Source organism: Kribbella italica (genome assembly GCF_014205135.1).
GTDB classification, from domain to species: Bacteria; Actinomycetota; Actinomycetes; order Propionibacteriales; family Kribbellaceae; genus Kribbella; species Kribbella italica.
Window position 1 is genome coordinate 1133812 of record NZ_JACHMY010000001.1, and the last position, 25662, is coordinate 1159473.

Below are 25662 nucleotides of genomic sequence, written 5' to 3' on the forward strand. Positions count from 1 at the left end.
GTGAGCACCACCGGGCGGGTGGCACCGGCGCGGGCAGCACCCGTTAGCACCACCGGGCGCGCCGCACCGCGGGTGCAGCACCGGGCGAGGGAGCACCGGGCGGGCGCCACCCACGCGGGCGCCACCGTGCGAGCACCACTCCGCGGTCACCAGCGCGCGAGCAGGCCCCGCGAGGATAAGCGCCGCGAGCACCACGCGGGGAGCACTCCGCGAGCACCGCCGGGCGGGCACCACCGCGTGGACAGCACGGCGCGAGAATCACCCCGCGAGCAGCACCACCGGGTAAGCAGCACCCTGCACAACCCGGGCACTTAGCGCCGCCGCGCGGGCACCACCGGGCTGCACCACCAGCAGCCGGGCACACCTCGCGGCACCACCACCCCGCAAACACCGCCGCGCGGGCAGCACCACGCCGTAAGCACCACCGGGTGAGCAGCAGCGCGCGACGACGACCGGGTGGGCGCTACCGCCCGGGCACCGCTTCGCGAGGAGCAAGCTCGAGCGGCACCACTCGGGCAACGCCGGGCGGAGACCACCGCGCGGGCGGCAGCGCGCGAGGACCACTGCGAGCACCACCGAGCGAGCAGTACCGCGCGGGCAACCACCCTGTGAAGCGGTACCGCGTGAGCAGCAGCACGCGGACAGCACCACCCGGTACACCATCGGGCGCCACCGCGCGAGCCGCACGGCGCGAGCACCCACGGCGCGAGGACCACCGCGCGGGCAGCAACACCGGGCGAGCGGTACCGCGTGAGCAGTGGCACGTGGGCAGCACCTCGTGAGCACCGCCGGGCGGGCGCCACTCCGCGGGCAGCACAGCACGGACACCACCACGCGGACACCACCACGCGGGCAACACCACCGGGTGAGCAGCGGCCCGGATGCGCCCCGGGTGAGCAGCAGCGCGTGAGGGCTGCCGGGCGGGCGCCACCGTGCGGGCCGCACTCCGCGAGGATCGCTTGCGACGAGTGTGGGGCTGGTGGGAGAGCGGTGGGCTTGGTTGCACGGGGTTGCCAGCGGCGGGTGGCGGCGTCAGGTGGTGGCGGTTTGGTGGGCTGGGTTGGTGGTGGGTTTGAGGTGGGCGGTGCCGGTCTCAGGTGTGATCTGCGCGAGGACTCAGCGCGCGGGGGAGTGGGGTTCGCGTGGGTCGGTGTGGTCGTGGCCTTGCGGGTTCGCGCGCATTCGGCGCGGTGGGCGTCCGGGGAGTCATGGGGTCCGGTGGGCGTGTGGGTAGTTCACGTGAGGACTCAGCGCGGCGGGGTGTGAGGGTGCGGGTAGTTCGCGCGAGAACCCAGCGGGGGGGGGTGAGGGGCACGCGTAGGTCACGCGAGGACTCAGCTTGGGGCGGCACGCTTAGGTCACGCGGGGATTCAGCGGGACGGCGGTGGGGTGCATGCACGGGAGTGCGGGGATTCAGCGTGGAGGCGCGACAGCTCGAAGGCGAGCGCCGGGGATTACAGAAGCTCCAGGTCGAAGGCCAGGGTGATGGCTTCGGTGAGGGAAGGCTCTTGGTCGGGGAGGACGTAGCCGATCAGGCGGCCCAACTGGAGTTTGGGGATGGTTTGGATGTTGTCGCAGCTGATGGCGCTGGGGTGGTCGAGGCCGTTCTGGGGGCCGACGAGTACTTCCGTTGAGAGGCCTCGGATGGTGCTGGTGATGGGGGCGACGGTCACGTTGGTGAGGCGGGGGCGGATCAGTTCGCGGGTGAGGACGACGACGGGGCGGGGCTTGTCGAGGCGGGCGATGTGGATGGGGCGCATCAGTCGAGGTCGGTGAGTACGGTTCCGCCGGCGGTTGCGGCCAGGCCGTCGAGGTCGGAGGGTTCGCCGTACTCGGTGAGCAGGGCGAGGTCGCGGGCGGCCAGGTCGCGGCGGCGCTCGCGTTCCATCGCCCGGGCTACTACCGAGGCGCGGGAGGGGGCCAGGTTGGCGTCGACGAGCCGGTCCATGAAGTCGACCAGCTCGTCCGGCAGGCGGACGGTGATCTGTTTGCTCATACCACGACGATACCACCGTGGGATTCAGCCCGGTATGGACCGCTCAGTTCGGGTTCATGGTGGACCAGGACATGTCCGTGTCGGGCAGGGAGGGGATCGCCTTGATCGCGGTGAGCTCGGCGTCGAGGAGGCCGATCAGGTGGGCCAGGCGGGTGGTGGTGTCGGGGGCCTCGAGCAGTTTCTGGCGTTCGGGGGTGAGCAGGGTGGTGGCCGCCGACATCAGGTACGACAGGGTGCTGGGGTCGTCGGGCAGCGAGCCGATGTGCAGGCCGGGGCGGGAGATCTCGGTGACCGCGGCGGCGTAGCGGCGGAAGCGTTCGACGGCGATCGTCGCCGTACCGAGCGGGTCGTCGCCGAGCTCCTCGTCCAGCCACTCGACGTCCGCGACCAGGTAGTCGCCGCCGCTGTCCAGCTCGTCGACCTTGAAGCGGCGGTTGCCGGTCAGCGTGACCTCGACCGGGCCGTCGTCGTCCGCGTCGATGGTGATCTCGGAGATGGTGGCCGCGCAGCCGGTGCCGTACAGCGAGCGGAAGACCCGGTCGCCCAGTTCGTACCCGTCCCGGACCGCGATCGCGCCGCAGACCATCTCGCCGCCGTTCTCGACCAGGTCGCGGATCACCGATCGCCCCTGGGCGTCCGTGATCGGCAGTGGGAGCACCAGCCCCGGAAAGATCACCGTCTCGACGGTGAGCAGCGGCAGCCGAGAGTCCATACGTCGAGCCTAGGGCAACCATCCACAGTCCGTACGCCGAACCACGGCACAACTGGTGTGACCACTAGACTGGGCCCATGATTCGCCGCGTCGACCTGCGGGGCCGAGTGGCGGCCGGAGAGCTCAACGATCTCCCTGCCGAAGTTCACGCCCTGGTGCCCCGAGCCGTGTTCGACGTCGAGAAGGCTCTCGACGTCGTCCGACCGATCTGTCTGGACGTCCGGCATCGTGGTCTCGAGGCGATCAGGGAGTACGGCGAGAAGTTCGACCAGGTCCGCGTCGACGACCTGCGGGTCCCGGCCGAGGCGCTGAAGACCGCGCTGGAGGAGCTCGACCCGACGGTGCGCAGCGCCTTCGAGGAGTCGATCCGCCGGGTGCGCGAGGTCAGCCAGGACGAGCTCGGCGGCGACGTCGCGTCCGAGCCCGCGCCGGGTGGGCGGGTCACGCAGCGGCTCGTGCCGGTGCAGCGCGTCGGGCTGTACGTGCCGGGCGGGCGTGCGCCGCTGGCTTCCAGCGTCGTGATGAACGTCGTACCGGCTCAGGTCGCCGGGGTGCCCTCGCTCGCTGTCGCATCGCCCCCGCAGAAGGAGTTCGGGGGGCTGCCGCACCCGACGGTGCTCGCGGTGTGCGCGATGCTCGGGATCGACGAGGTGTACGCGATGGGCGGCGCGCAGGCGATCGCCGGGTTCGCGTACGGGTTCGACGGATGCCGCAAGGTCAACCTGATCACGGGTCCGGGCAACATCTATGTCGTTGCCGCGAAGCGCTTTCTGCTCGGGCAGGTCGGGATCGACTCCGAGGCCGGGCCGACCGAGATCGCCGTACTGGCTGACGACACGGCCGACCCGGTGCACGTTGCCGCGGATCTGATCAGCCAGGCCGAGCACGACCCGATGGCGGCCAGTGTCCTGGTGACGCCGAGCGAGTCGCTGGCGGCTGCGGTGGAGGCTGAATTGCCGGTGCAGGTTGCCAAGACCAAGCACGCCGAGCGGGTGACCGAGGCGCTGGGTGGGCAGCAGTCCGCCATCGTGCTGGTCGACGACCTTGACCAGGGGACTGTGCTGGTTGATGCGTACGCCGCTGAGCACTTGGAGGTCCAGACCGAGGACGCCGAGGAGCGGGCCGCGCTGATCAACAACGCCGGCGCGATCTTCGTCGGTGGGTGGTCGCCGGTATCGCTGGGTGACTACTGCGCGGGGTCGAACCACGTGCTGCCCACCGCTGGATGCGCGTGCCACTCGTCCGGTCTGTCCGTGCGCAGCTTCCTGAAGGCGATGCACGTCGTGAACTACAGCCGCGACGCGCTGCAGGAGGTCGCCGGTCACGTGGTCGCCCTGGCCAACGCCGAGGACCTCCCGGCCCACGGGGCAGCCGTGTCCGCACGCTTCCCCGAGCCGGCCGCGGCGTCCGCCGACAACGGCGCGGCGTCCGCCGACAACGCCGCAGCGTCCGCAGGTGACAGCTGATGGCGCGCTTCGACGGGCTTCCGCTGCGTGACGAGCTGAAAGCCTTCGAGCCGTACGGCGCACCGCAGCTCGACGTACCGTTCCTGCTCAACGTCAACGAGAACCCGTACCCGCCGAGTGACGCCGTCGTCGCCGACATCACCGCGTCGGTCGCCGAGGCCGCGCGCGGTCTGAACCGGTACCCCGACCGCGACTTCCTGGCCCTGCGCGCCGACCTGGCCGCGTACCTGGGCCGCGAGTCCGGCGCGCACCTGACCGCCGAGCAGATCTGGGCCGCCAACGGGTCCAACGAGGTCATGCTGCACCTCCTGCAGGCCTTCGGCGGCCCGGGCCGGACCGCGCTGTCGTTCGCGCCGACGTACTCGATGTACCCGGAGTACGCCCGCGACACCAACACCGGTTGGGTGGTCGGCCGCCGGTCGCACGACTTCACGCTCGACCAGAGCAAGGCGCTGGCCGCGATCTCGCGGCACCGCCCGTCGGTCGTGCTGCTGGCCTCACCCAACAACCCGACCGGTACGGCGCTGCCGATCCAGCTGGTCGAGGCGGTCGCCGGCCGGACGGCGTCGATCGGGGCCGTCCTGGTCGTCGACGAGGCGTACGCCGAGTTCCGCCGGGCCGGTACGCCGAGCGCGACCAGCCTGCTCCCGGCGTACCCGAACCTGGCCGTCGCCCGGACCACCTCGAAGGCGTTCGCGCTGGCGGGGGCCCGGGTCGGTTACCTTGCCGCGAGCAAGCAACTGGTCGACGCGCTGCGGATCGTCCGGCTGCCGTACCACCTGTCTGCCGTCACCCAGGCGGTCGCGCGGGCCGCGTTGCGGCACTCCGACGAGCTGCTCGGCCGGGTCGAGCAGTTGCGCGTGGAGCGGGACGAGACGGTCGACTGGCTGCGGGCGCAGGGCCTCAAGGCGGTCGACTCGGACGCGAACTTCGTCCTGTTCGGCACGTTCACCGACCGGCACGCGGTCTGGCAGGCGTTGCTCGACGACGGCGTACTGATCCGCGAGACCGGCCCGGACGGCTGGCTGCGGGTCTCGATCGGTGCCGCCGCCGAGATGGCCGCGTTCCGCGCGTCCCTGGAGAAGGTGCTCAAGTCCGACATCGGAAGGCAATCATGAGTGAGCGCAGCGAGCTCATCGAACAGGACAGCGTGGACCGAGCCTCATCCGCGCCCGGAGCGAAGCGAGGACGTGGATGAGTCGCACTGCCCGCATCGACCGGGAGACGAGTGAGTCGAAGGTGCTGGTCGAGCTCGACCTCGACGGCACCGGGCGCGCCGACATCTCCACCGGGGTCGGCTTCTACGACCACATGCTCAACGCGCTGGCCAAGCACGCGCTGCTCGACCTGCACGTGAACACGGTCGGCGACCTGGAGATCGACGCGCACCACACCGTCGAGGACACCGCGATCGGCATCGGCCAGGCGCTGAAGGAAGCGCTCGGTGACAAGAAGGGCATCCGCCGGTTCGGTGACGCGACCGTGCCGCTGGACGAGGCGCTCGTGCACTGCACGGTCGACCTGTCCGGCCGGCCGTACTGCGTGCACACCGGCGAGCCCGACGGCCAGGTCTACGCGATCATCGGCGGCGACTACGCCGGATCGCTGACCCAGCACGTGTTCGAGACGCTCGCGTTCAACGCGGCGATCTGCATCCACGTCCGCGTGTTGTCCGGGCGCGACCCGCACCACATCGTCGAGGCGCAGTTCAAGGCGTTCGCGCGAGCACTGCGCGCGGCCGCCGAGCTGGACCCGCGGCAGCCCGGGATCCCTTCCACCAAAGGCGCCCTGTGAGCACGGCGACTGGCGGAGGGACCTGTGAGGACGGCCCTGTGAGCACGGCGACTGGTGGGGCGACCTGTGAGGATGGCCCGGTGAGCACGGCGCCCGGTGGGGGACCTGTGAGGACGGCCCTGTGAGCAAGAAGGTCGTCCTGCTCGACTACGGCTCGGGCAACATCCGGTCCGGTGAACGCGCCCTGCAGCGCGTCGGCGCGGACGTCACCGTCACCGCCGACTACCAGCAGGCGCTCGACGCGGACGGTCTGCTGGTTCCTGGGGTCGGGGCGTTCGAGGCCTGTATGACGGGGCTGAAGTCGGTCCGCGGCGATGTCGTCGTGGACCGCCGGCTGACCGGCGGGCGCCCGGTGCTCGGGATCTGCGTCGGCATGCAGATCCTGTTCGCTAAGGGCATCGAGCACGGCGTCGAGACCGAGGGCTGCGAGCAGTGGCCGGGCACGGTCGAGCGGCTGCAGCCGAAGCACCAGGAGCCGGTCCCGCACATGGGCTGGAACACGGTCGACGTCCCGGGCGGCAGCACGCTGTTCGAGGGGATCGACAAGGAGCGGTTCTACTTCGTGCACTCGTACGGCGTGCGCGAGTGGGCGTTGAAGGACACCCGCGAGTCGGTCACTCCGAAGGTCACCTGGTCGACGTACGGCGAGGACCGGTTCGTCGCCGCGGTCGAGAACGGGCCGCTGACGGCGACCCAGTTCCACCCGGAGAAGTCGGGTGACGCGGGAGCCGAGCTGCTGGCCAACTGGGTCCGCTCGCTCTGAGCGAGCCGCCAGCGTCCGAAGAAGTGCGATGCGTCCGAAGAAGAGTGCGCTATAGCCTCGGGTTCTTCGGACGCATGTGGATTCTTCGGACGTTCGCCGAGGTACATCGCCGTACCACGGCGTCGCCCTGGTTCACTCCTGACCAGGGCGTTCGGCGTCAGCCTGCGCCGATCACGGTTCGGTAATCCGCGTCCGATTTCCGGGCCGGACCTCTTCCGTAGATGACATCGGTGCTGTCACACTCACTCGCCAGGACGGTGGGAACCTTCGGGGATCCAGGAGGCCGGACGTGCTGGCAGCGAAGAATCTCGAGGTCGTCTACGACGATGTGATGCTGGTGCTGCGCGGCGTCAGCCTCGAGGTGCCCCAGGGCAAGATCGTCGCGCTGCTGGGCGCGAACGGCGCCGGCAAGTCCACGCTGCTGCGCGCGTTGTCCGGCCTGCTCGACCTGCACGACGGAAAGATCAGCCGCGGAACCATCACGCTGGACGGCGAACCGGTGCACGGTCTCGGGCCCAGCAGGATCGCTGCCCTGGGCATCAAACAGGTGATGGAAGGCCGCCGGATCTTCACCGAGCTGACCGTCGAGGAGAACCTGCGGATCGGTGGACACGTCAAGCCGCGCGCGCTGAAGACCAACCTGGACCGGACCTACGACCTGTTCCCGGTGCTGGCCGACCGGCGCCGCAAGGTGGCCGGCTACCTGTCCGGCGGCGAGCAGCAGATGCTGGCGATCGGGCGCGCGCTGATGTCCGACCCGAAGTACCTGCTGATGGACGAACCGAGTCTCGGCCTGGCGCCGATGATCGTCCAGCAGATCCGGGACGTGATCGTCGACATCAACCGCGCCGGGACGACGGTGCTGCTGGTCGAGCAGAACGCCGCGATGGCGCTCGCGATCGCCGAGCACGGCTACGTGCTGGAGAACGGCGCGATGGTGATGGACAAGCCGGCCGCGGACCTGCTGGCCGACGGCGACGTCCGCGAGTTCTACCTCGGACTCGGCGCCGAGGGCTCGTCCCGGTCGTTCCGCGACGTGAAGCACTACCGCCGGCGGAAGAGGTGGCTGTCGTGACCGCCACCGAGACCCGGCCGGACGACACCGCCGCGACCACCCGACCGGTGCTCAGCTTCGACGACGTGCTGCTGGAGTTCTCCGGCGTGACCGCGCTGAACGGCGTCAGCTTCACCGTCGACCCCGGCGAGCTGTTCGCGGTGATCGGCCCGAACGGCGCGGGGAAGACCTCGATCTTCAACGTGCTCTCCGGCGTCTACCGGCCGCAGCGCGGCTCGGTGCGCTTCGGCGACGAGGAGCTGATCGGCCGCAAACCGCACGCGATCGCGCGGCTCGGCATCGCGCGGACCTTCCAGAACATCGAGCTGTTCTCCAACCTCACGGTGCTCGACAACCTGATGCTCGGGCGCCACCACCACAACCCGTACGGCGTGCTCGCGGCCTTCGCGTGGCTCGGCAAGGCGCGCCGCAACGAGCTGGCCAACCGCAAGGCCGTCGAGGAGATCGTCGACTTCCTCGAGCTCGCGCAGTGGCGGCGGATGCCGGTCGGCCTGCTCCCGTACGGCGTGCAGAAGCGGGTCGAGCTCGGCCGGGCGCTCGCCGCCGAGCCGAAGCTTCTGCTGCTGGACGAGCCGGTCGCCGGGATGAACCTGGAGGAGACCGAGGACATGGCCCGGTTCATCCTCGACATCCGCGACGAGCTGGGCCTGCCGATGGTGATGGTCGAGCACGACATGGGCCTGGTGATGGATCTGGCCGACCGGATCATGGTGGTCGACTTCGGCCGCCCGATCCGCACCGGCCGCCCGCGCGAGGTCGCGGCCGACCCCGACGTGGTGCGCGCTTACCTGGGCGAAGAGCACAGGATCGTGCCATGAGGACGATCGCCACTCGGGTGCGCCAGAGAGCCGAGAGCACACCCGACCTGATCGCTTTGAGAGAAAAGGATCTCGGGCTCTGGCAACAAGTCAGTTGGGCCGGCTACTGGGACACGGCAACGTTGGTGGGTCACGCGTTGCTTGCTCTTGGCATCGAGCCCGGCGACCGGGTCGCGATCCACTCCGAGAACCGCCGGGAGTGGCTCTACACCGACGTCGGCGCGGTCGCCGTACGGGCGGTCACGGTCGGGCTCTACCCGACGAACCCGACGGCCGAGGTCGCCTACCTGCTCCGCCATTCCGGCTCCCGCGTCCTGATCGCCGAGGACCAGGAGCAGGTCGACAAAGCGCTGGCCGTCGCCGACGAGCTGCCCGAGCTGGAGCACATCGTCTACCTCGAACCCCGCGGCATCAGACACCGGTACGACGACCCGCGGCTGCTCGCCTGGCCCGACTTCCTTGCCCTCGGCCACGAGCATCGGACCGAGAACCCAACCGCCGTAGCGGAAAGAATGGACCAGACTCAGCCCGACGACGTCGCCACGCTGGTCTACACCTCAGGCACCACCGGCCCGCCCAAAGGCGTGATGCTGACCGTGGCGAACGTCGACTACGCCATCCGCGAGCTGGTCGAGCAAGGCGGCTTCACCGCCCCGCCGCCGTCGTCGAAGGACAGCGTTCTCTCGTACCTCCCGCTCTGCCACGTCGCCGAGCGCGTTTTCAGCTGCTGGTTCGGCGCGGGCGCCGGTGTCTGCGTCCACTTCGCCGAGTCGATCGAGACCGTCGCCACCAACCTGCACGAGGTCCAGCCGAGCATCCTGTTCGGCGTCCCGCGCATCTGGGAGAAGATCGCCGCCGGCATCCAGATCCGGATCTCGTCCGCCGGCCTGCTCAAGCGGTCCGTCGGCACCTTCTGGCTCGAGCAGGCGGACTGGATCGGCACCGTCAAAGCGGCCAACGGCGGCAAGCACACCCCTGCCTCCAAAGCAGTCCACGCCATCGGGTACCTGATCTGCTACCGCGCACTGCTCGACCGCGTCGGCCTGCGCAAGGTCCGGTACGCCGCCTCCGGTGCCGCGCCGATCGCGCCCGAGGTGCTGCGGTTCTTCATGGGCCTGGGCCTGCCGATGCACGAGGTGTACGGGATGACCGAGAACTCGGCCGTGGCCACCGCCAACCGTCCGGGCCGGGTCAAGCTCGGCACGGTCGGCGAACGCCACGAGGGAGTCGAACTGAGGATCGACGAGATCAGCGGCGAGATCCTGACCCGGCACGACGGGACGTTCGCCGGCTACTGGCACGACCCCGAGGCGACCGCGCGGATGCTCGACCCGGACGGCTGGCTGCACACCGGCGACGTCGGCGAGTGGGTCGACGGGACGCACCTGCGGATCACCGACCGGATGAAGGACCTGATCATCACCGCGGGCGGCAAGAACATCGCGCCGTCGGAGATCGAGAACGCGCTGAAGGCGTCGCCGTACCTCAAGGAGGCGGTGGTGATCGGCGACGGGCGCAAGTACCTGACCGCCTTGATCGGGATCGAGCCGGACACGGTCGGCCACTGGGCCCAGCAGGAGAGACTGCCCTACTCGACGTACCGGGACCTGAGCTCCAAGCCCGAGGTTCTGAAGCTCGTGCAGGGTGTGGTCGACGAGGTCAACGAGCGGTTCGCGACGGTCGAGCAGGTGAAGACGTTCCGGCTGCTGCCGAAGCTGCTCGAGCACGAGGACGGCGAGCTGACCGCGACGCAGAAGGTGAAGCGCGGCGCCGTCACCTCGGCGTACGGCGAACTGGTCGAGTCGATGTACCGCGGAGGTGCCCGGTGAACGACCTCGTCGCGACGGTGGTCCGTGGTCTCGGCAACGGTTCGATCTACGCCCTGCTGGCGCTCGGGTTCGTGATCGTCTACAAGTCGATGCGGGTGATCAGCTTCGCCCAGCCGGCGTTCATGATGGCCGGCGGCGTGCTGGTCAGCCATCTCGTGCTGCAGATGAACTTCTTCCTGGCGGTCGTGCTCGCGTTGCTGCTGACCGGGTTGCTCGGCGTCGGCGTCGAACGCGTGGCGCTGCGGCCGATGATCGGCAAGCCGGTGTTCGTGATCGCGATCATCACGCTCGGCGTCGACGTGGTGATCCGTACGGTGGTCAACTCGTTCATCGGCGTGGACATTCGCCAGATGGGCGACCCTTGGGGCCTGAAGCAACTGAAGGTCGGCAGCGTGACGATCGACCAGCGGCACCTCGCCACCCTCGTCACCACCTTGGTCGTCGTCGCGGCCCTGTTCGCCTTCTACCGCTGGTCCCGGACCGGCCTCGCGATGCGCGCCGCGTCGTCGGACCAGGAGGTCGCGCAGGCCCAGGGCGTCTCGGTCGGCGGCGTGTTCTCGTTGTCCTGGGCGCTGGCGGCGATGCTGGCCGGGCTCGCCGGAGTGTTCCTCTCGACCGGCATCGGGCTGGAGCAGAACCTCTGGCTGACCGCGCTCAAGGCGTTGCCGGTGATCATCCTCGGCGGCCTCGACTCGCTCGGTGGCGCGGTCGTCGCGGGCCTGTCCATCGGCGTGGTCGAGGCGCTGGTCGGCAACTACGGCGGCTCGGTCAGCCCGGTCTTCGGTGGCGACTTCTTCCTCGTGGTGCCGTACCTGCTGATGCTGCTCGTCCTCCTGGTCAGACCGTACGGACTCTTCGGAACGCGAGAGGTGGAGCGGATATGAGAGGGCGCCCACTGCTCTACACCGCGTACGGGCAGGACATGGCGTTGCTCAACACGCCGGGCAAGCGGTGGTGGACGCTGGTCCTCGCCCTCGCCGCGATCACCCTGCCGTTCATGCTCGAGGACGATCTGCTCGTCGTACTGGCGACTGCTTTTGTCGCGGCGATCGGCGCGATCGGGCTCAACCTCGTCACCGGGTACGCCGGGCAGGTGTCGCTCGGGCACGCGTTCTTCCTGGCGATCGGGGCCTACACGGCAGCGGCGCTGTCGGGGGATCCGGACAGCACCCGGCTGATCGGGTTCGGGATCACGTCGTTGCCGATCTGGTTGCTGGCGGCCGGGCTGGTCGCCGGGCTGGCCGGGTTGATCGTCGCGCCGTTGGCCGCGCGCCTCAGGGGGTTGTACCTGGCGGTGGTGACGCTCGGGCTGGTGTTCATCGGGGAGCACTTGTTCAAGCACTGGCGGGAGCTGACCGGGGGAGTGGGCGTCGGGCGGCCGGCCGCCGTACCGGAGCTGTTCGGCTTGCAGTTCGCCGTCGACGGGGCGTTCTTCACCAAGGCGCAGAAGCTGTACCTGTTGATGTTCGTGCTGCTGGTGATCTTCGGTGTGCTGGCCCGGAACCTGGTCCGCTCGCGGATCGGCCGGGCGCTGGCCGCGGTCCGCGACCGGGACCTGGCCGCCGAGGTGATCGGGGTCGACGTGACCCGGTACAAGATGGTCGCCTTCGCGGTGTCGTCGTTCTACGCCGGGGTCGCGGGGGCGCTGCTGTACGTGATGATCGGTTTCGTCGAGCCGGGGTCGTTCAACCTCGCGCTGTCGGTGCAGTACATCGCGATGATCCTGGTCGGCGGCGTGGCGACCATCTCGGGATCGGTGCTGGGCGCGCTGTTCATCACGCTGTTGCCGCGGGTCACCCGCGAACTGCCGGCGGTGCTGCCGTTCGTCAGCAGCAGTTCCACCGCCGGGGGCATCACGGTCTTCCAGGTCGAGGCGATCCTCTACGGCCTGTTGATCATCGGCTTCCTGATCTTCGAACCGCGAGGGCTGTTCGGGATCTGGATCCGCATCCGCACCTACTGGAAGTCGTGGCCGTTCTCGCACTGACCCGCCAGGGCGGAGCTGGGGAGGCTGAGGAGGAAGAGCGATGAACAGAAGTCGCAGGACGGTCGCGGTGGGTCTGGTGGCCGCCGTACTGGCCGTTGCCGGGTGCCGCAACGACGCACCCGAGACGCAGGAAGGCAGCGAGGGCGTCAAGTTCGACGTCGGGGTGACCAAGGAACCGTGCCCGAGCGCGGTCGACCAGGCCAAGGGCTGCATCTACCTCGGCGTCATCTCGGACCTGACCGAAGGGCCGTTCAAGGCGCTCGGGGTCCCGGTGACCGAGGGGCAGAAGGCGTTCTGGAAGCGCGTCAACGCGGCCGGCGGGATCGGTGGCTACGAGGTCGACGTGGTCAAGTACACCAAGGACAACAAGTACAACCCGCAGGTCCACAACGAGGTGTACGCCGAGATCAAGCCGAACGTGCTCGGGCTCGCGCAGACCCTCGGCTCGCCTCCGACCGCGGCGATCCTGGCCGATCTGAAGTCGAGCAACGTGATCGCCGTACCGGCCTCGTGGACGTCGGCGTGGGCGTTCGAGGACGTGATCCTGGAGTCCGGGACGAACTACTGCTTCGAGTCGATGAACTCGGTCGACTACGGCGTGGAGACGCTGAAGGCGAAGTCCGTCGCCGCCGTGCACTTCCCGGGCGACTACGGCGACGACGCCGCGGCCGGGGCGAAGCTCGCGGCGACCGGGAACGGGCTGACGTTCACCGACATCCCGACGGCGGCCGGGCAGGAGAACCAGGGCGCCGCGATCACCAAGCTGGTGGCCGCGAAGCCGGACGTGGTCGTTCTCGCGACCGGTCCGACCGAGGCCGCCACGATCGTCGGCGGTGCCGCGCAGGCCGGCTTCAAGGGCAAGTTCATCGGGGTCAGCCCGACCTGGAACCCGGCGTTGCTGAAGAGCCCGGCGGCGCCGGCGCTGACGGCGCTGTACCTGCAGTCCGGCCCGTGGGCGCCGTACGGCACGGACACGCCTGGGCACAAGGCGCTTCGCGAGTCGGTCGGCGACGCCGCGTTCAAGGCCGCGCCGAGTGACGGCTACACGGCCGGCTGGGTCTGGTCGTACCCGATGAAGGCCGCGCTGGAGAAGGCCGTCGAGAGCAAGGACCTGACCCGCCCCGGCCTGCTGGCCGCGGTCAAGTCGCTCACCACGGTCGACTACGAAGGCATGCTGCCCGCCGAAGCCGGCAAGTACGGCGGCGAGCCCAACGACCGCGTCTTCCGGCAGAGCCTGATCTCCAAGGTCGACGCGCCCTCACCGACGGGCGTGGCCGTGGAGAAGGACTTCTTCACCGGCAAGACTGCTGCCGACTACGACTTCACCAAGCCCTGCTACCAGTAGATTCACTGCGGTCACGGTGAGTGCCTGACACTCGTTCTCTTGCTGTTGGGTTGTTGTTTACCGTACGTTCACTGGCGACAACTGCTTGTACGCACAAGGAGGCCCGCCGTGACCGCAACAAATCCCCTGTCCAGGCGTCAGTTCGTCGCCCGAGCGGCCGCGGCCGGAGTCGCGGTCAGTGTGGTGGGGTCCGTCGACGCGCTCTACACCGCTCAGCCGGCGCTGGGCACGTCCGGGCCGAAGATCGGGTACGGGCCGTTGATCGAGGACCCCAAGGGGATGCTCGACCTGCCCCGCGGGTTCAGCTACCAGGTGCTCTCGCGGGAAGGCGCCGTCCGCAAGGACGGGCTGAAGACGCCGAGCCGGTTCGACGGGATGGGGACCTTCCCGGACCGGCACGGCGGCAACCGGCTGGTCCGCAACCACGAGTGCAGCCCGACCGCGACGATCGGCGTGAAGGCGCCGCCGGAGCGGACCTACGACCCGATGGGCTTCGGCGGCACCAGCACGCTGGTGGTCGACCGGCACAACCACTCCACCAAGGAGTTCACCAGCCTCGGCGGTACGGCGATCAACTGCTCCGGCGGCATCACCCCGTGGCGCACCTGGCTGACCTGCGAGGAGACCGAGCTCAAGGCCGGCGAGAGCGGCTACACCAAGGACCACGGCTTCATCTTCGAGGTCGACCCGTACGACGACCGCCGCAACGTGCACCCGACGCCGCTGAAGCAGATGGGCCGGTTCCAGCACGAAGCCGTCGCGATCGACCCGTCGACCGGCATCGTGTACGAGACCGAGGACGCCTTCGTCGCGCCGCTCGGCGGGTTCTACCGCTTCCTCCCGAACCGTCCGCGCGGCGGCTGGGGCAGCCTGCGGGCCGGTGGTGAGCTGCAGGCGATGCACATCCCGGACCTGCCGGACCTGTCGGTGGTGCAGGAGCCGGGCACGGAGTTCCGCGGCGTGCGGTGGGTCAAGGTGCCCGACCCGCTGGCGACGTCGGAGTCGGTCCGGGCCCAGGACTACGCCAAGCCGATCACCGGCGGGTACAAGCTCGAAGGCTGCTGGTGGGGTTCGCTGGACCGCTGCGTGTACTTCGTCTCGTCGTTCGCGCGGACCGAGCTCGGCCCGAAGGTCGACCACGACGGACAGGTCTGGCGCTACGACCCGCGGCGCCGGACGCTGCGGCTGATGGTGATCTTCACCCGCCCGTCGCCCGGCTCGGACGACCCCGAGTTCGATGCCCCGGACAACATCACGATGTCGCCGTACGGCGGGCTGATGATGTGCGAGGACGGCCTCGGCGAGCAGCACATCCTCGGCACCACGGAGGACGGCGAGGTCTTCAAGTTCGCGCGGAACCGGGTGAACAACGGGACGCCGGAAGAGCCGGAGTACGGCGAGCTGGCCGGCGCGGGCTTCTCCGCCGACGGCCGGACGATGTTCTTCAACGTCTACACGCCCGGGATCACCTACGCGATCACGGGCCCCTGGCGGCGCAGGCGCTGATTCGTGACGCCGGAGGTCAGCAGGTACTGGCCTCCGGCGTACGTCGCCATCGTGAGCGCGCTCCGGCCCGGGAAGTCGTGCCCGGCCAGCCGGAGTGCGATCAGCGCGTCCGAGACCAGGAACAGCGCGCCGCCGGCGCCGCTGCGCGGGTTGTGCCAGCGGGAGACCACAGCGGTTGCCGTGAGCAACAACGCGTACGCCGCGACCGGGACGCGCTGGGAGCCGAGCCCGCGCGAGAGGACCGCGACGAGCGCGGCCCAGAGCGCGCCGTACGCCGCGAGGACGCGCCACGAGCGCTGGGTGGATTCCGGGAGCATGAGCGCCAGGTAGCAGGCGTGGGCCGCGGCGAAGGCGGCGATGCCGGCTGACTGGAGCTCGGTCTCCAGCAGGAGATCGCCGGCGGCCGACGCGAGCAAGGCCGCCTGGAGCAGTGGAGGGGCTTCGCGGGTGCGCGACCAGGCGAGGAGCAAGGGCATGAGAGTGGCTTTGCTGGCCTGCCGGAGGATCTTCACGTCGAAGGCGACCGCTGCTACGTGCACCACCGAAGCGGTCCAGTAAACAGCTGAGTGCTTCCTTCCGGCGATCAGCTTGCTCAGGCTCATGCGGTCGAGTGTGCCGACTCGAGATGAACAGAACAGAAAGCCCGGGCACGGAGGATCCGTGCCCGGGCTGCTCAGCCGAGTGACTGGGGGGTCGGGCTGAGCGGGTCTGTCAGGGTTCGTCGATGACGATCGCGGCCTCCATCTCCAGCACGCGGCGGTAGTCGTCGTCGAGGGTCTGGGCGTCGCTGTGGATCAGGATCACCCAGGCCAGGCAGGTGAACAGGTCGACCGTCTCCGGGACGACCGCGTCCTCGTCGTGCAGGATCTTCATCCAGTGGAACGACTTCAGCGACTCGATGCCGTCGAAGACCTCGCGGTTGCGGAAGTACCCGTCCCGGTACGCCGAGACGAAGATCCCGCGCAGATGCTGAACCAGGTCGAACCCGTCCCGCACCTCGCCGCGCACCCGGTGCGCGACGGTCCGCTTGATGTGGTTGTCACCGGTGGCCAGCTCGCTGACCATCTGGTGACCGCCACCGGCGGGCCGGGCCGCGACCTCGATCAGCCGGGGGCCGTCCGCGGTCATCATCACCTCGGCGTGCCCGCACCCGATCCGGATGCCGACCGCGTCCAGCACCTGCTGGGTGTACGGCCAGAGCGCCTGGACCTCCGGGTCGTCCTCGGCGAGGAAGTCGATCCGGTGGTAGATGCCGATCTTGTCGCCGCGGCTGATCTTCGTGTAGCGACAGACGTCGACCAGTGAGTGCTTGCCGTCGACGGTGTAGCTGTCGACCAGGTACTCGGTGCCTTCGGCGTACTCCTGGATCAGGACGGCGTCGTTGACCAGGCCCATCTTGTTGGTCCGCCCGAGCACCCGGTCGAACCGCTCGCGCCAGTCGCCGTCCTCGAAGACGACGTACACCTCGTCACCGGCGGCGCTCTTCGGCGGCTTGATCACCAGCCGCCGTCCGAGCAGGTCGTTCTCCTTCAGCCAGCGCTCCGCCTCGACCGGGTCGGCGGTCCGGATCTGCCGCAGCCGGGGCACGCCCGCGAGGCGCAGGGCCTCGGCCATGTCCCACTTGTCCCGCCGCGCGGACGCGAGCTCCGGCACGTTGCCGGTGCCCGGGACCAGGATCTCGATCAGCTGGTCGCACAGCTCGGTCCCGCTCTCGGCACCGGGGAACAGGTACTCCGGCTCGTACTGCCGAAGCTCCTCGGCCAGCGCGGCGACGTCCCCGGTGAAGTAGTGGATGTGCTCGAACTCCTCCGGGTGCCAGCTTCCCGTGAACGCCGGCGGCGGCACGAGCCCACTCAGTACGGCGACCGGAGTCTGCCCGGCCTCCTTGAAGGCGGCAGGATATTCCTGCCCGGTGGACAAGGGGTCCACGATGATCGTGTATTTGGACATCAGGGTTCTCCTACGACGAAGTCTCGCTCGGCAGCGGCTCGGTGGCCGGGGTCATGTCCACTGCTGGTTCCTCGGTGGCGGCGAGGGGCTTGCCGGGCATCCCGATGGACGCCAGGACGATGCCGATCAGGCCGGCGAGTCCGCAGTACAGCCACACGTCGGTCCCGGAGTTGTTCCAGATCCACACCCCCAGGAACGGGCCGAGCGCGGAGCCCAGGCCGAACATGGCGTGCGCCGACCCGACGTACCGGCCGAGCAGTTGCGGCGGCGCGGCCATGCCGGGATAGGCGAACATGGTCGGACCGGCGATGATCTCGGCCAGCGTCCACAGCAGCGTGCCGATCACGAAGATCGCCACTCCGCCGGGGAGCGCGTAGAACGCCAGACCGCCGCCGAGCAGGACGAAGCCCGCGATCACGACGAGCTTGGGTGCCCAGTGCTGGACCACCTTGGTGACCAGCAGCTCGCAGGTGATGACGATGAACCCGTTCAGCGCGACGACCGCGCTGAACCACCACGTCGACAACCCGTCGGCCTTCATGTGCAGCGGAAGTACCGCCAGGTACTGCATGTAGATCGCGGCGTTGATGAACATGCAGACCAGGAACAGCACGTACTTGTAGTCCCGCAGCACGGTCAGGTAGTTGCCGGCGGCAGCGGGTTCGGCCGGTACGTCCTGCACCGCGCCGTCGTCCGCCGCGGCCGTGGACCGCCGCTTCGGCAGCGCGATGATCGCGACTGCCGCGTACGCCAGCGCGGCCAGGGCCTCACCGATGAACAGCAGGTCCCACGAGACGGCCACCAGCGCCGCACCGACGAGCGGTGCGGCCGTGGCGCCGACGTTCATCGTCAACCGGTAGACCGCGAAGATCATCACCTGGCGGTGCTTCGGGGTCAGTTCGGTCAGCAACGCCGCCGACGCGGGCCGGTAGAACTGCCCGACCGCACCGGCCAGCGCGACCACGATCAGAACGGCCGTGTAGCTCGGCACGTACGCGATCGCCAGCACGAACCCGGCCATGCCGAACATGCTGATCAGTACGGCGGCCCGGGGCCCGATCTTGTCCGACAGCGAGCCGCCGATGATCAGACCGACGACCGTGCCACCGCCGTACACGCCGAGCGCCGTACCGGCCTGGACGTCGGTGAAGCCCTTCGAGGTGGTCAGGAAGAGCACCAGGAAGACCTGCAGGAACCAGCCGAGCTTGTTGACGAAGTTGCCGATCAGCAGGGCCTTGACCGCGACCGGCGCCTCCCGGATGGTCACCCAGACGCCGGTGTCCTCCGTGGTCTCGGTCATGACGTCGGCTCCTCTGGCTCCTTGACCTTGCCCGACCAGCGCAGCGCCTTCTCGGCGGCGTCCAGCCCGGCCCGGCAGTCGTCCGTCGACGTCGCCACCACGGTCGCGTACGCGATCCGGCCCCACAGGGTGCCTTCCGGCGGGGGACTGGTGGTCTGGCCGGCCTCCATCAGCGGGACCAGCTGGTCGATCGTCGCCGGCAGATCGGCCTCCTCGAAGGCGACCGAGTCCAGCACGGTGTCGTTCTCGTCGACGTAGAAGAACCGCACCCCGCCGACCATCGTCCGGTCCGGGACCAGCTCCGGGGAGCGCCCGGTCGCGACGGCGGCCGCCGCCAGCCCCGGGTCGGCGCCGGTCGCCTGCAGCCCGAGGTACGGGATCATGTCGCCGCCGATCCGGGCGTTGATCTCGATCACCTTCGGCCCGTCGGCGGTCATCATGATCTCGGTGTGCGTGACCCCGTCGGTGAACTCGATCGCGGCGTGCGCGTCGGCCAGCACCTGGAACAGGTGCTCGTCGGCCAGCAGCGGGTCGGCCGCGTCGACGAAGTGCCCGATCTCCTCGGCGTACGGCGGGTAGCCGATCTCCTTGCGGGCCAGGCAGAACGGTGTCACCTGGCCCTGGAACACGGCCGCGTCGATGCTGATCTCGTAGCCGTCGGCGAACTCCTCGACCAGCACCTTGACGTCGTAGTGCGGCGCCTCCGGAACGGTCGTGTCGTGCGCGAAGGCCCAGTTCGCGCTGAGCTCCTCGGCCGAGTTCACCTTCACCACGCCGAGGCTGGCGGCCAGCGCGCGCGGCTTGAGGATCACCGGGTAGCCGAGCTTGTCGGCGGTGACGAGCGCCTCGTCGACGGTGTCCACGAGCACGGACTCCGGCTGCGGGACGCCCTGCGCGGCGAGCGCCGTACGGGTCAGGTGCTTGTCACGGCACCGGTTGATCATCGCCACGTCACCGCCCGGCAGGCCGAGCGCCTCGGCGACGTGGGCGGTCTGCAGGATCCGCGCCTCGTCCCAGCAGAGCACACCGTCGATCGGCTGCTCGGCGTCGAGCTTGCGGGCCGCGGCGACCAGCGCCTCGGCGTCGAGCGTGGTCTCGAGCACGGTCCAGGCCTCGATGTACTCCTTCTCCCAGGTCGGCTCCGCGTGCAGGAACATGTGGATCCGGTACTGCGGCGCGACCGAGCGCAGGATGTACTCGCGGAACAGGCGCATCCCGGTCGCCACCACGAGCAGGTGCGGGCGTTCGTTGCTGGGGTTCATCTCAGGCCTCCCGGACCGGAGCAGGGATCTGCTCGATGTAGGTGACACCGCTGCTGCCGTCGCTGCGGCGGAAGTGGTCGGCGATCCGGATGTTGCCCCGGGCATCGAACTCGGGGATGCTCACGCACTCGCCGCTGACCACCTCACCGGCCGCGGTGAGCAGGCAGTACGCGGCCCGGATCGAGCCGTCGTCCTCCAGGTGCCCGACCAGCCGGCCGCTGCGCAGCGTGCCGCCGGCGTAGAACTCGGCCCAGACCAGGTCGTTGTCGCGGTGGTACTGCCCGTACGGCGCGCCGCCGGCCGGGTCGTCGACCACCAGCCGGAACCAGACGCCGTCGACGTCCGGGACCACCGGGTGCTCGGAAGCCGCGGCGGTCACCACTGCACCGCGCACAGCTCGTCGGAGATCGGGTAGATCTCCCGGTCGAACATCGAGTTCAGCACGATCGCGGCCCGGACCGGCAGCTGGGTCAGGCCGGCGTTGGTCAGGCCGTGGCTGTACCGGCTGGCGTTGAACGAGTAGATCCGGTGGCCGTTCATGCCCTTCCAGCGCACCGAGTAGTCCGGCTCGACCAGCATCTCGCCGTCGTCGTCGTAGTCAATCCGCTCGCGCAGGTCGTCGCTGAACGGCGCCTGCACGTGCTCGCGGCCGGCGGCGACCACGACGTGCCGTACGTCGTGGTGCTCGGGGGTGACCGTGGTCGAGCAGTTCAGCCGCAGCAGGCCGTCGGCGAGCAGCTCGGACGACATCACGTCGCGGCCCGGCAGCAGGGTGACGGGGAACCGGCCCAGCGTCAGCAGGCCGTCGTAGTTGCCCTGGTAGAGCGCCCGGAGCCCACCAGGAGTGATCGCGTCGCCGCTGTAGCGGGAGTCGACGATCATCTCGCGCCGCTTGCTGCGGTTCAGGCCCTGCAGGAACTCGATGTGCGACGGGCGGTACAGCTCGTTGGCCATCGGGGAGTCGTCGATGCTTCGGAACCACTGGTTGCGGCCGAGCCACCGGATGTCGGTGAAGCCCGAGCCGAGCAGGCGCAGTACGCACTCGAGCCCGGTCTGGCCGCCGCCGACGACCGCGATCGGGTCGGCCTTGTGCGGCTCGAGATCAGGCATCCGGACGCCGAGCTCGTCGGCGATGAAGGCCCGTCCGGACGGCAGGTTGCGGACGTACTCCGGCCAGACCGGCCGGGTGCCCAGACCGAGGACCAGGTGCTCGGAGACCGCGACCGGCGTACCGTCGACGGACACCTCGAAGCCGTCGTCGGTGATCGCGATCGAGTCCACCCGCGAGCTGAAGTTCACCACGCCCAGGCGCTCGGTGGCCCAGGCCAGGTAGCGCTCGTACTCGATCCGGGGGAGCGAGTCGAACTGGGAGTTGATCAGCGCGTAGAGCCGCCCGGAAGTGACCAGGTAGTTCAGGAACGTCAGTTCGTGCCGGGGGTCGACCAGGGACACCAGGTCCTTCATCCATCCGGTCTGCATCCGGACGCCCGGGTAGAGCAGAGGCGTGTGCCAGCCGGCCACCGGCCGGGAGTCGAACAGGGCCAGCTTCTCCGTGGTGACGTTCTTGTAGAGGGCGGCCAGCGAGAGGTTCGACGGCCCGGCTCCGATCCCGATCGTGTGGTACCGGGTCAGGCTGGTGGTGTCGGTGGCTCGTCTGGTGCCTGGTTCCATGATGGTCATGCGCTTGTTCTCCGTCCGCGAAGTGGTGGTGCGCGTGTTCGTACCGGTGCCGAGCAGCGTGTTCGCTGCCGTCCGGCTGGCGGCCAGCGCGGTTTTCACGCTGCCGCCGGACCCACCGGTGAAGGTGAAGAGCCGATGGGTGCTGCCGAGTACCGACCAGAGGGTCAGGACCGGCGGATCGGCGTAGCAGTCGGCGTTGGTGACCGTGTGCGCGGTCTCCGAGAGCCGAAGGTGTGGCAGCCGCTCACCGGCGAGCCGGACGGCCTGGGCCGTCAGGTCGTGGATCGGTGCGCTGCTGCCGGGCGGGACGGACCAGCGGTGCGTGTCGACGCCCAGCAGCAGACCGCCGTCTGCCGTCGGGCGCCCGTACAGGTCGCTGGTCTCGTCGACGAACATGGTCGGGAGGGCTCCCGCCACGCGGTGCACGGCGACCTGGATCGCCTTCGTCCGGTACTGGTCGGCCGGCAAGGCATTGCCGGTGAGCAGCCCGGGCGTCCACGGGCCGGCCGCCACCACGACGACGTCGTACCGGTCACTGCCGCCGGGTGTGCGGCAGGTGACCGAGCCGTCGGGGTGCGGAACCAGCCCGAGCACAGGGCCGGTGACGACCCTGCTGTTCTCCGAGCGGGCCAGCTGGTCGATCACCAGGGCCCGCAGTTGGTCGGGCCGGATGAACCCGGCCCGCTTCTCCAGTACGCCGACCGTCCCGTCCGGGAGCCCGTGCCAGCCGAGGCGGCGCAGCGTGCTCCCGTCGACGACCTCGGTGGAACCGGGGTGCACGTGCTCCACCTCGGCGACGGCGTCCTCCAGCCCGTCGTACCCGGTCATCAGGTACGTCGAACCGGTCTCGGTGTAACCGGCCTGGTCCAGCAGGCCGGGCGTCTCGAACAACTCGGCCAGACTCTCGACCGCGAGCCTGCGCTGCTCCGGATGGGTCTCGAAGCCGCGGACACCGCCACCGGACGCAGCTGTGGCGTCCGGTCCCGGTACGCCGGTGACGAGGTCGACCTCGACCGCCGGGGAGGACCGGAGCCGCCAGGCGAGCAACGTGCCGGCGATGCCGGCTCCGATCACGCAGATCCGCATCGGCTACTCACCGATCCCGGTCAGCGCCGTCAGCAGGTGACCGGTGTCCCGGACGCCCGCCTCGAGTAGACCGATCAGGCTGCGCGCGGCAAGCGCCGGGTCGAATCCCACCGGGCGCAGGGCGGCCTCACCACGGGCCACCTCCCGCGCGGCAAGGGCCGGATCGAGCGTTACCGGAGCATCGGCTCCGTCGGCCAGCAATGGTTTCACCCGGTCGGCGAAGGCCTGAAAAGAATGCCAGGTGAAATCGCTGCGGTAGCGGTCCGGGCGGTCCCAGGCGAGATACAAACGAACGATTGACGGGTCTTCCTTGTGCAGCAGTTCGTTCGCCCAGATCGCATGATTGCGGCTGGTCGAGAACTTCGCGCCGTCCAGGGTGTAGAACTCGTTCACGACCAGACCGGAAAGCGGCAGCTCGGTCATTCCGCAGGCCGCCCACAGGGCCTGCCAGTAGACCGCGTACCAGTAGGCGTTGTCGAGACCGAGGAAGTGCCACAGCGAGTCCACCCGGCCGAGCGCGGCCAGGTACCCGGGCAGGTCGGTGGCCACCGGGTCGACGGCCCGGGCGATGTTCGCGAGGTCGGCCAGCGCGACCTCCGTGTACGCCCCGATCCGCAGGCCGGTCAGCGCCCGGTCGCCCTCGATACCCCAGTTGGTCGGGTAGGCCAGCGCGATCTCCGGCAGCCCGGTCGCCAGCTGCCGGCCGATCAGAGCCCGTACGGCGGGTGGCAGTTGCGCCCTCAGCCAGACCGAGGTCAGGGCTTCGCGGTAGTCCTCCATCCGCAGGACGGGCACGTTCGCCTGGAACGGGCGAGGCGCTCCACCACAGCGGCCGCAGACCGGATCGACCATGGTGTCGACCTGGGTGAAGCCACCGCACACCTCGCACGCGCCACCGGCGGCCGGCGAGTGACAGCCGCCGCAGAGCCCGCTCAGGTAGGACTCGTGCAAGGTCCGGTCGCAGTCCGCGCAGGCGTACAGCGTCACTTCGCGCAGCGGTGCCGCGCCGCTCGTGACGAGGTGGTTCACCAGGTCGCGGATGACCGGCGCGTACCCGTCGGACAGCGGGTCGCTGAAGCGGTCGTAGCCGATGCGCGCCTGCTGGTAGGTCTCCTGCATGCCGGCGCGGAAGTCGGCCATCATCACGCCGACCTCGACGCCCTCGAGCTCGGCCCGGGTCAGGACGTAGTTCTGGTGGACGTCCAGCCCGCTGGTGACGACGACGTGCTCGCCCCGGGCCCGCGCGGCCCGGGCGGCGATGTCGGCCGCGACGTAGGGACCGGACAGGTGGCCGACGTGCAGCGGCCCGTTCACGGTGGGCTGGGGAAAGGTGTAGACGGTGACTGGTTCTGCGACCGGATCAGTCATGGCCGACTGCCACGGTCTCGGCCGGTCTGGCGGCCAGCGCGGCGGCCGCGCCGGTGGCGGCCTCGGGGTACCAGTAGGCGCTGAAGACCATCAGGGCCTCGTCGGCCGACCGGTTCTGGACGACGTGCGCTTCCTTGCTGTCCAGCAGGAAGGCGTTGCCGTGCGGGACCACGGTCTCGGTGCCGCCGACCAGGACGTGCGCCGTACCGGCCACGACGATCGACAGTTCGAGCTCGGGGTGCTGGTCGATCGGGCTCTCGTCGCCCGGGGGCACCGAGTACCACATCGCCTGGAACGGCAGCGTGGACCCGAGGCCGTACTGCTCCCAGCGGACCACGCGAAGATCGTTCACGAAGAGGCTCTCGCCGGTGACCACATCGAATGTACGCATGCTTCACTACCCTCCGTAGCCGCGTGTGCGCGCGGCTCGAGAAGTGTGCGGAAATGAAGGTACGGACAAGACGCGTATTCAGCCTTGGATGAGCGCCCAGCAGCACGCGGCGGCGTACGACGTGGGCGAAACCCGGCGACCCCCCAGTCTCCGTGGCCGAAAATATAGGGAAGGTCACGCTCGGAGTAAAGGGGAGTACGCAACGAATTCCCTAAAAGGCGTAACCGCACCGGAAATCATTCGTTGCGCACATCCGCCGACCGCATTCCGTGCCGGTTCAGGCACGCAAAGCGATCGGTTGGTTGAACTTGGTCAGACCTGCCCGGGGAAGGCGGCCGGCCTGCCGCCCCAGGCCAGCTGCTCACGCGACGTCGCGATCAGCGCCTGGATCGCGAAGGTCCGGGTCCGGTCCTGCTCGGCGGCCTCGACCAGGTCGCCGTACACGGCCGTCAGCCGGCGTTCGAGGCCGAGCACGAGGGCGACCGCCGTGGCCGCGGTGGTCACCGGCTGCGGCAGGTCGTACGCCGGTGCGGCCGCGGCCGGGGTCAGGCCGCCCTCGATCAGCAGCTCGGCGAGCTGGTCGCGACGGGACCGGTGCCGCTCGTAGAGCGTGGTCGCCGCTCTGAACCGGGCACCGCTGAGCTTCCCGCCGGCCACGCCCACGCCGTACAGGGCCGCGTGCTCACCGGCGATCGCCGCTTGGAGGGCTTCGAGCTCGGTCACGCGCTCGCCTTCTTCTTCGGGGTCAGGGTCGCGGCGAGCTGGCTCTCGGAGGCGGCGATCATCGCGAGGACCCGGGCAGGCGGGCCGGCGAGCTTGCCGGCCGCGGTGGCGTGGGCGACCGACAGCTTCTGCTCCCGGGCGGCGAGATCAGCCAGTACGGCGGCCGACGCCTTCGGCAGCGGCGGGAGCTTGCCGGGCTGCGGCGGCGCCGTACCGCTCAGCTCCTTGAGCTTGGCGGCGTGCGCGGCGTGGCTCTGGAAGGCGAGGGCCAGCTGACCGCGCAGGGCGGGCAGGGCCTGGCCGGCGGCGCTCACCCGCAGCGCGAGTTGCGCGATCTGGGTGGCCGCGGCGGTCAGCGCGGCGACGACCTTCGGGTCGGTGCTCGCCTCGGGCGGCTGGACCGTCCCGTCCGGACCTCCCGAGGCTCCCGGCGTACCGGTGGCCGGCTTGTCGTCGTCGCACCCACTGACCAGTACGACGGCACCCGCCACCACCAGGGCGGCGCGGCGGGACAAGTGGATGGGGGCCTCCGGCATGGCCGAAACCTTATCGGCTCCCCAGTCCGGTCGAGCCGTTGGTCAGGACAACCTCGCGGGCCGGATAAGGTGGGC

The 25662-nt window shown here is 69.7% G+C and carries 24 protein-coding genes; 11 read left to right on the forward strand and 13 right to left on the reverse strand.

Annotation, left to right across the window (positions count from 1 at the left end; genetic code table 11):
• Nucleotides 1-1454: 1454 nt before the first annotated feature.
• From HDA39_RS05315 to HDA39_RS05325, 3 genes are read right to left on the reverse strand one after another with little or no spacing between them, the layout of a single operon-like run.
• On the reverse strand, nucleotides 1455-1760 hold the full coding sequence (locus tag HDA39_RS05315; RefSeq protein ID WP_184794115.1) for a type II toxin-antitoxin system PemK/MazF family toxin: 306 nt from the start codon (nucleotides 1758-1760) through the stop codon (nucleotides 1455-1457).
• Entirely contained in the window at nucleotides 1760-1996 is a 237-nt protein-coding gene (locus tag HDA39_RS05320; protein ID WP_184794116.1) for a ribbon-helix-helix domain-containing protein, read from the reverse strand. Before HDA39_RS05320 ends, HDA39_RS05315 begins: the two co-directional genes overlap by 1 nt.
• 43 nt (nucleotides 1997-2039) lie before the next feature.
• A complete protein-coding gene (locus HDA39_RS05325; RefSeq protein ID WP_184794117.1) occupies nucleotides 2040-2708 on the reverse strand; it encodes an LON peptidase substrate-binding domain-containing protein in 669 nt (222 codons plus the stop codon).
• 77 nt (nucleotides 2709-2785) lie between these two features.
• Here HDA39_RS05325 and hisD point away from each other — a divergent pair, with 77 nt between their 5' ends.
• The 11 genes from hisD (at nucleotide 2786) to HDA39_RS05380 (ending at nucleotide 15291) form a co-directional block, all read left to right on the forward strand.
• Nucleotides 2786-4174 carry a histidinol dehydrogenase gene (gene hisD / locus HDA39_RS05330; RefSeq protein WP_202892882.1) on the forward strand — a complete coding sequence of 463 codons (1389 nt, stop codon included), beginning with the start codon at nucleotides 2786-2788 and terminating at the stop codon, nucleotides 4172-4174.
• On the forward strand, nucleotides 4174-5292 hold the full coding sequence (locus HDA39_RS05335; protein ID WP_184794118.1) for a histidinol-phosphate transaminase: 1119 nt from the start codon (nucleotides 4174-4176) through the stop codon (nucleotides 5290-5292). The genes hisD and HDA39_RS05335 overlap by 1 nt, the downstream gene beginning before the upstream one ends.
• A gap of 76 nt (nucleotides 5293-5368) precedes the next feature.
• Nucleotides 5369-5968, forward strand: coding sequence for an imidazoleglycerol-phosphate dehydratase HisB (hisB, locus tag HDA39_RS05340; RefSeq protein ID WP_184794119.1), 600 nt, complete (start codon nucleotides 5369-5371; stop codon nucleotides 5966-5968).
• Between the two features lie 121 nt (nucleotides 5969-6089).
• Nucleotides 6090-6731: an imidazole glycerol phosphate synthase subunit HisH gene (hisH, locus tag HDA39_RS05345; RefSeq protein ID WP_184794120.1), complete on the forward strand. Its 642-nt coding sequence runs from the start codon at nucleotides 6090-6092 to the stop codon at nucleotides 6729-6731.
• 289 nt (nucleotides 6732-7020) lie between these two features.
• Entirely contained in the window at nucleotides 7021-7806 is a 786-nt protein-coding gene (locus HDA39_RS05350) for an ATP-binding cassette domain-containing protein (RefSeq protein WP_184794121.1), read from the forward strand.
• Complete coding sequence (locus HDA39_RS05355; RefSeq protein WP_337925637.1) at nucleotides 7803-8624, forward strand: ABC transporter ATP-binding protein; 822 nt, start codon at nucleotides 7803-7805, stop codon at nucleotides 8622-8624. Before HDA39_RS05350 ends, HDA39_RS05355 begins: the two co-directional genes overlap by 4 nt.
• Nucleotides 8621-10453 carry an AMP-dependent synthetase/ligase gene (locus HDA39_RS05360; protein ID WP_184794123.1) on the forward strand — a complete coding sequence of 611 codons (1833 nt, stop codon included), beginning with the start codon at nucleotides 8621-8623 and terminating at the stop codon, nucleotides 10451-10453. The genes HDA39_RS05355 and HDA39_RS05360 overlap by 4 nt, the downstream gene beginning before the upstream one ends.
• Nucleotides 10450-11337 (forward strand): branched-chain amino acid ABC transporter permease, encoded by an 888-nt coding sequence (locus tag HDA39_RS05365; protein ID WP_184794124.1) that lies wholly within the window; start codon nucleotides 10450-10452, stop codon nucleotides 11335-11337. Before HDA39_RS05360 ends, HDA39_RS05365 begins: the two co-directional genes overlap by 4 nt.
• Nucleotides 11334-12440, forward strand: coding sequence for a branched-chain amino acid ABC transporter permease (locus tag HDA39_RS05370; RefSeq protein ID WP_184794125.1), 1107 nt, complete (start codon nucleotides 11334-11336; stop codon nucleotides 12438-12440). Before HDA39_RS05365 ends, HDA39_RS05370 begins: the two co-directional genes overlap by 4 nt.
• 40 nt (nucleotides 12441-12480) lie before the next feature.
• On the forward strand, nucleotides 12481-13785 hold the full coding sequence (locus HDA39_RS05375) for an ABC transporter substrate-binding protein (RefSeq protein ID WP_184794126.1): 1305 nt from the start codon (nucleotides 12481-12483) through the stop codon (nucleotides 13783-13785).
• A 108-nt stretch (nucleotides 13786-13893) separates the two neighbouring features.
• Nucleotides 13894-15291: an alkaline phosphatase PhoX gene (locus tag HDA39_RS05380; RefSeq protein WP_184794127.1), complete on the forward strand. Its 1398-nt coding sequence runs from the start codon at nucleotides 13894-13896 to the stop codon at nucleotides 15289-15291.
• Here the strand turns inward: HDA39_RS05380 and HDA39_RS05385 are convergent.
• From HDA39_RS05385 to HDA39_RS05430, 10 genes are all read right to left on the reverse strand, one after another.
• On the reverse strand, nucleotides 15255-15893 hold the full coding sequence (locus HDA39_RS05385) for a lysoplasmalogenase family protein (protein WP_184794128.1): 639 nt from the start codon (nucleotides 15891-15893) through the stop codon (nucleotides 15255-15257). The two genes, HDA39_RS05380 and HDA39_RS05385, sit on opposite strands and share 37 nt — an antisense overlap.
• 109 nt (nucleotides 15894-16002) lie before the next feature.
• Complete coding sequence (locus HDA39_RS05390) at nucleotides 16003-17241, reverse strand: ATP-grasp domain-containing protein (RefSeq protein WP_184794129.1); 1239 nt, start codon at nucleotides 17239-17241, stop codon at nucleotides 16003-16005.
• Nucleotides 17242-17251: 10 nt separating this feature from the next.
• Nucleotides 17252-18541 (reverse strand): MFS transporter, encoded by a 1290-nt coding sequence (locus HDA39_RS05395; RefSeq protein ID WP_184794130.1) that lies wholly within the window; start codon nucleotides 18539-18541, stop codon nucleotides 17252-17254.
• Nucleotides 18538-19803, reverse strand: a complete 1266-nt coding sequence (locus tag HDA39_RS05400) for an ATP-grasp domain-containing protein (RefSeq protein ID WP_184794131.1) — start codon at nucleotides 19801-19803, stop codon at nucleotides 18538-18540. Before HDA39_RS05400 ends, HDA39_RS05395 begins: the two co-directional genes overlap by 4 nt.
• Before the next feature lies 1 nt (nucleotide 19804).
• Complete coding sequence (locus tag HDA39_RS05405) at nucleotides 19805-20182, reverse strand: avidin-fold protein (protein ID WP_184794132.1); 378 nt, start codon at nucleotides 20180-20182, stop codon at nucleotides 19805-19807.
• Nucleotides 20179-22569: an FAD-dependent oxidoreductase gene (locus HDA39_RS05410; RefSeq protein ID WP_184794133.1), complete on the reverse strand. Its 2391-nt coding sequence runs from the start codon at nucleotides 22567-22569 to the stop codon at nucleotides 20179-20181. Before HDA39_RS05410 ends, HDA39_RS05405 begins: the two co-directional genes overlap by 4 nt.
• Before the next feature lie 3 nt (nucleotides 22570-22572).
• A complete protein-coding gene (locus HDA39_RS05415; RefSeq protein WP_184794134.1) occupies nucleotides 22573-23937 on the reverse strand; it encodes a class I tRNA ligase family protein in 1365 nt (454 codons plus the stop codon).
• Entirely contained in the window at nucleotides 23930-24328 is a 399-nt protein-coding gene (locus HDA39_RS05420) for a cupin domain-containing protein (protein WP_184794135.1), read from the reverse strand. The genes HDA39_RS05415 and HDA39_RS05420 overlap by 8 nt, the downstream gene beginning before the upstream one ends.
• Before the next feature lie 312 nt (nucleotides 24329-24640).
• Nucleotides 24641-25051, reverse strand: coding sequence for a DUF4439 domain-containing protein (locus HDA39_RS05425; protein WP_184794136.1), 411 nt, complete (start codon nucleotides 25049-25051; stop codon nucleotides 24641-24643).
• Nucleotides 25048-25587 carry a cell division protein FtsK gene (locus HDA39_RS05430; RefSeq protein WP_184794137.1) on the reverse strand — a complete coding sequence of 180 codons (540 nt, stop codon included), beginning with the start codon at nucleotides 25585-25587 and terminating at the stop codon, nucleotides 25048-25050. Before HDA39_RS05430 ends, HDA39_RS05425 begins: the two co-directional genes overlap by 4 nt.
• Between the last annotated feature and the right edge of the window lie 75 nt (nucleotides 25588-25662).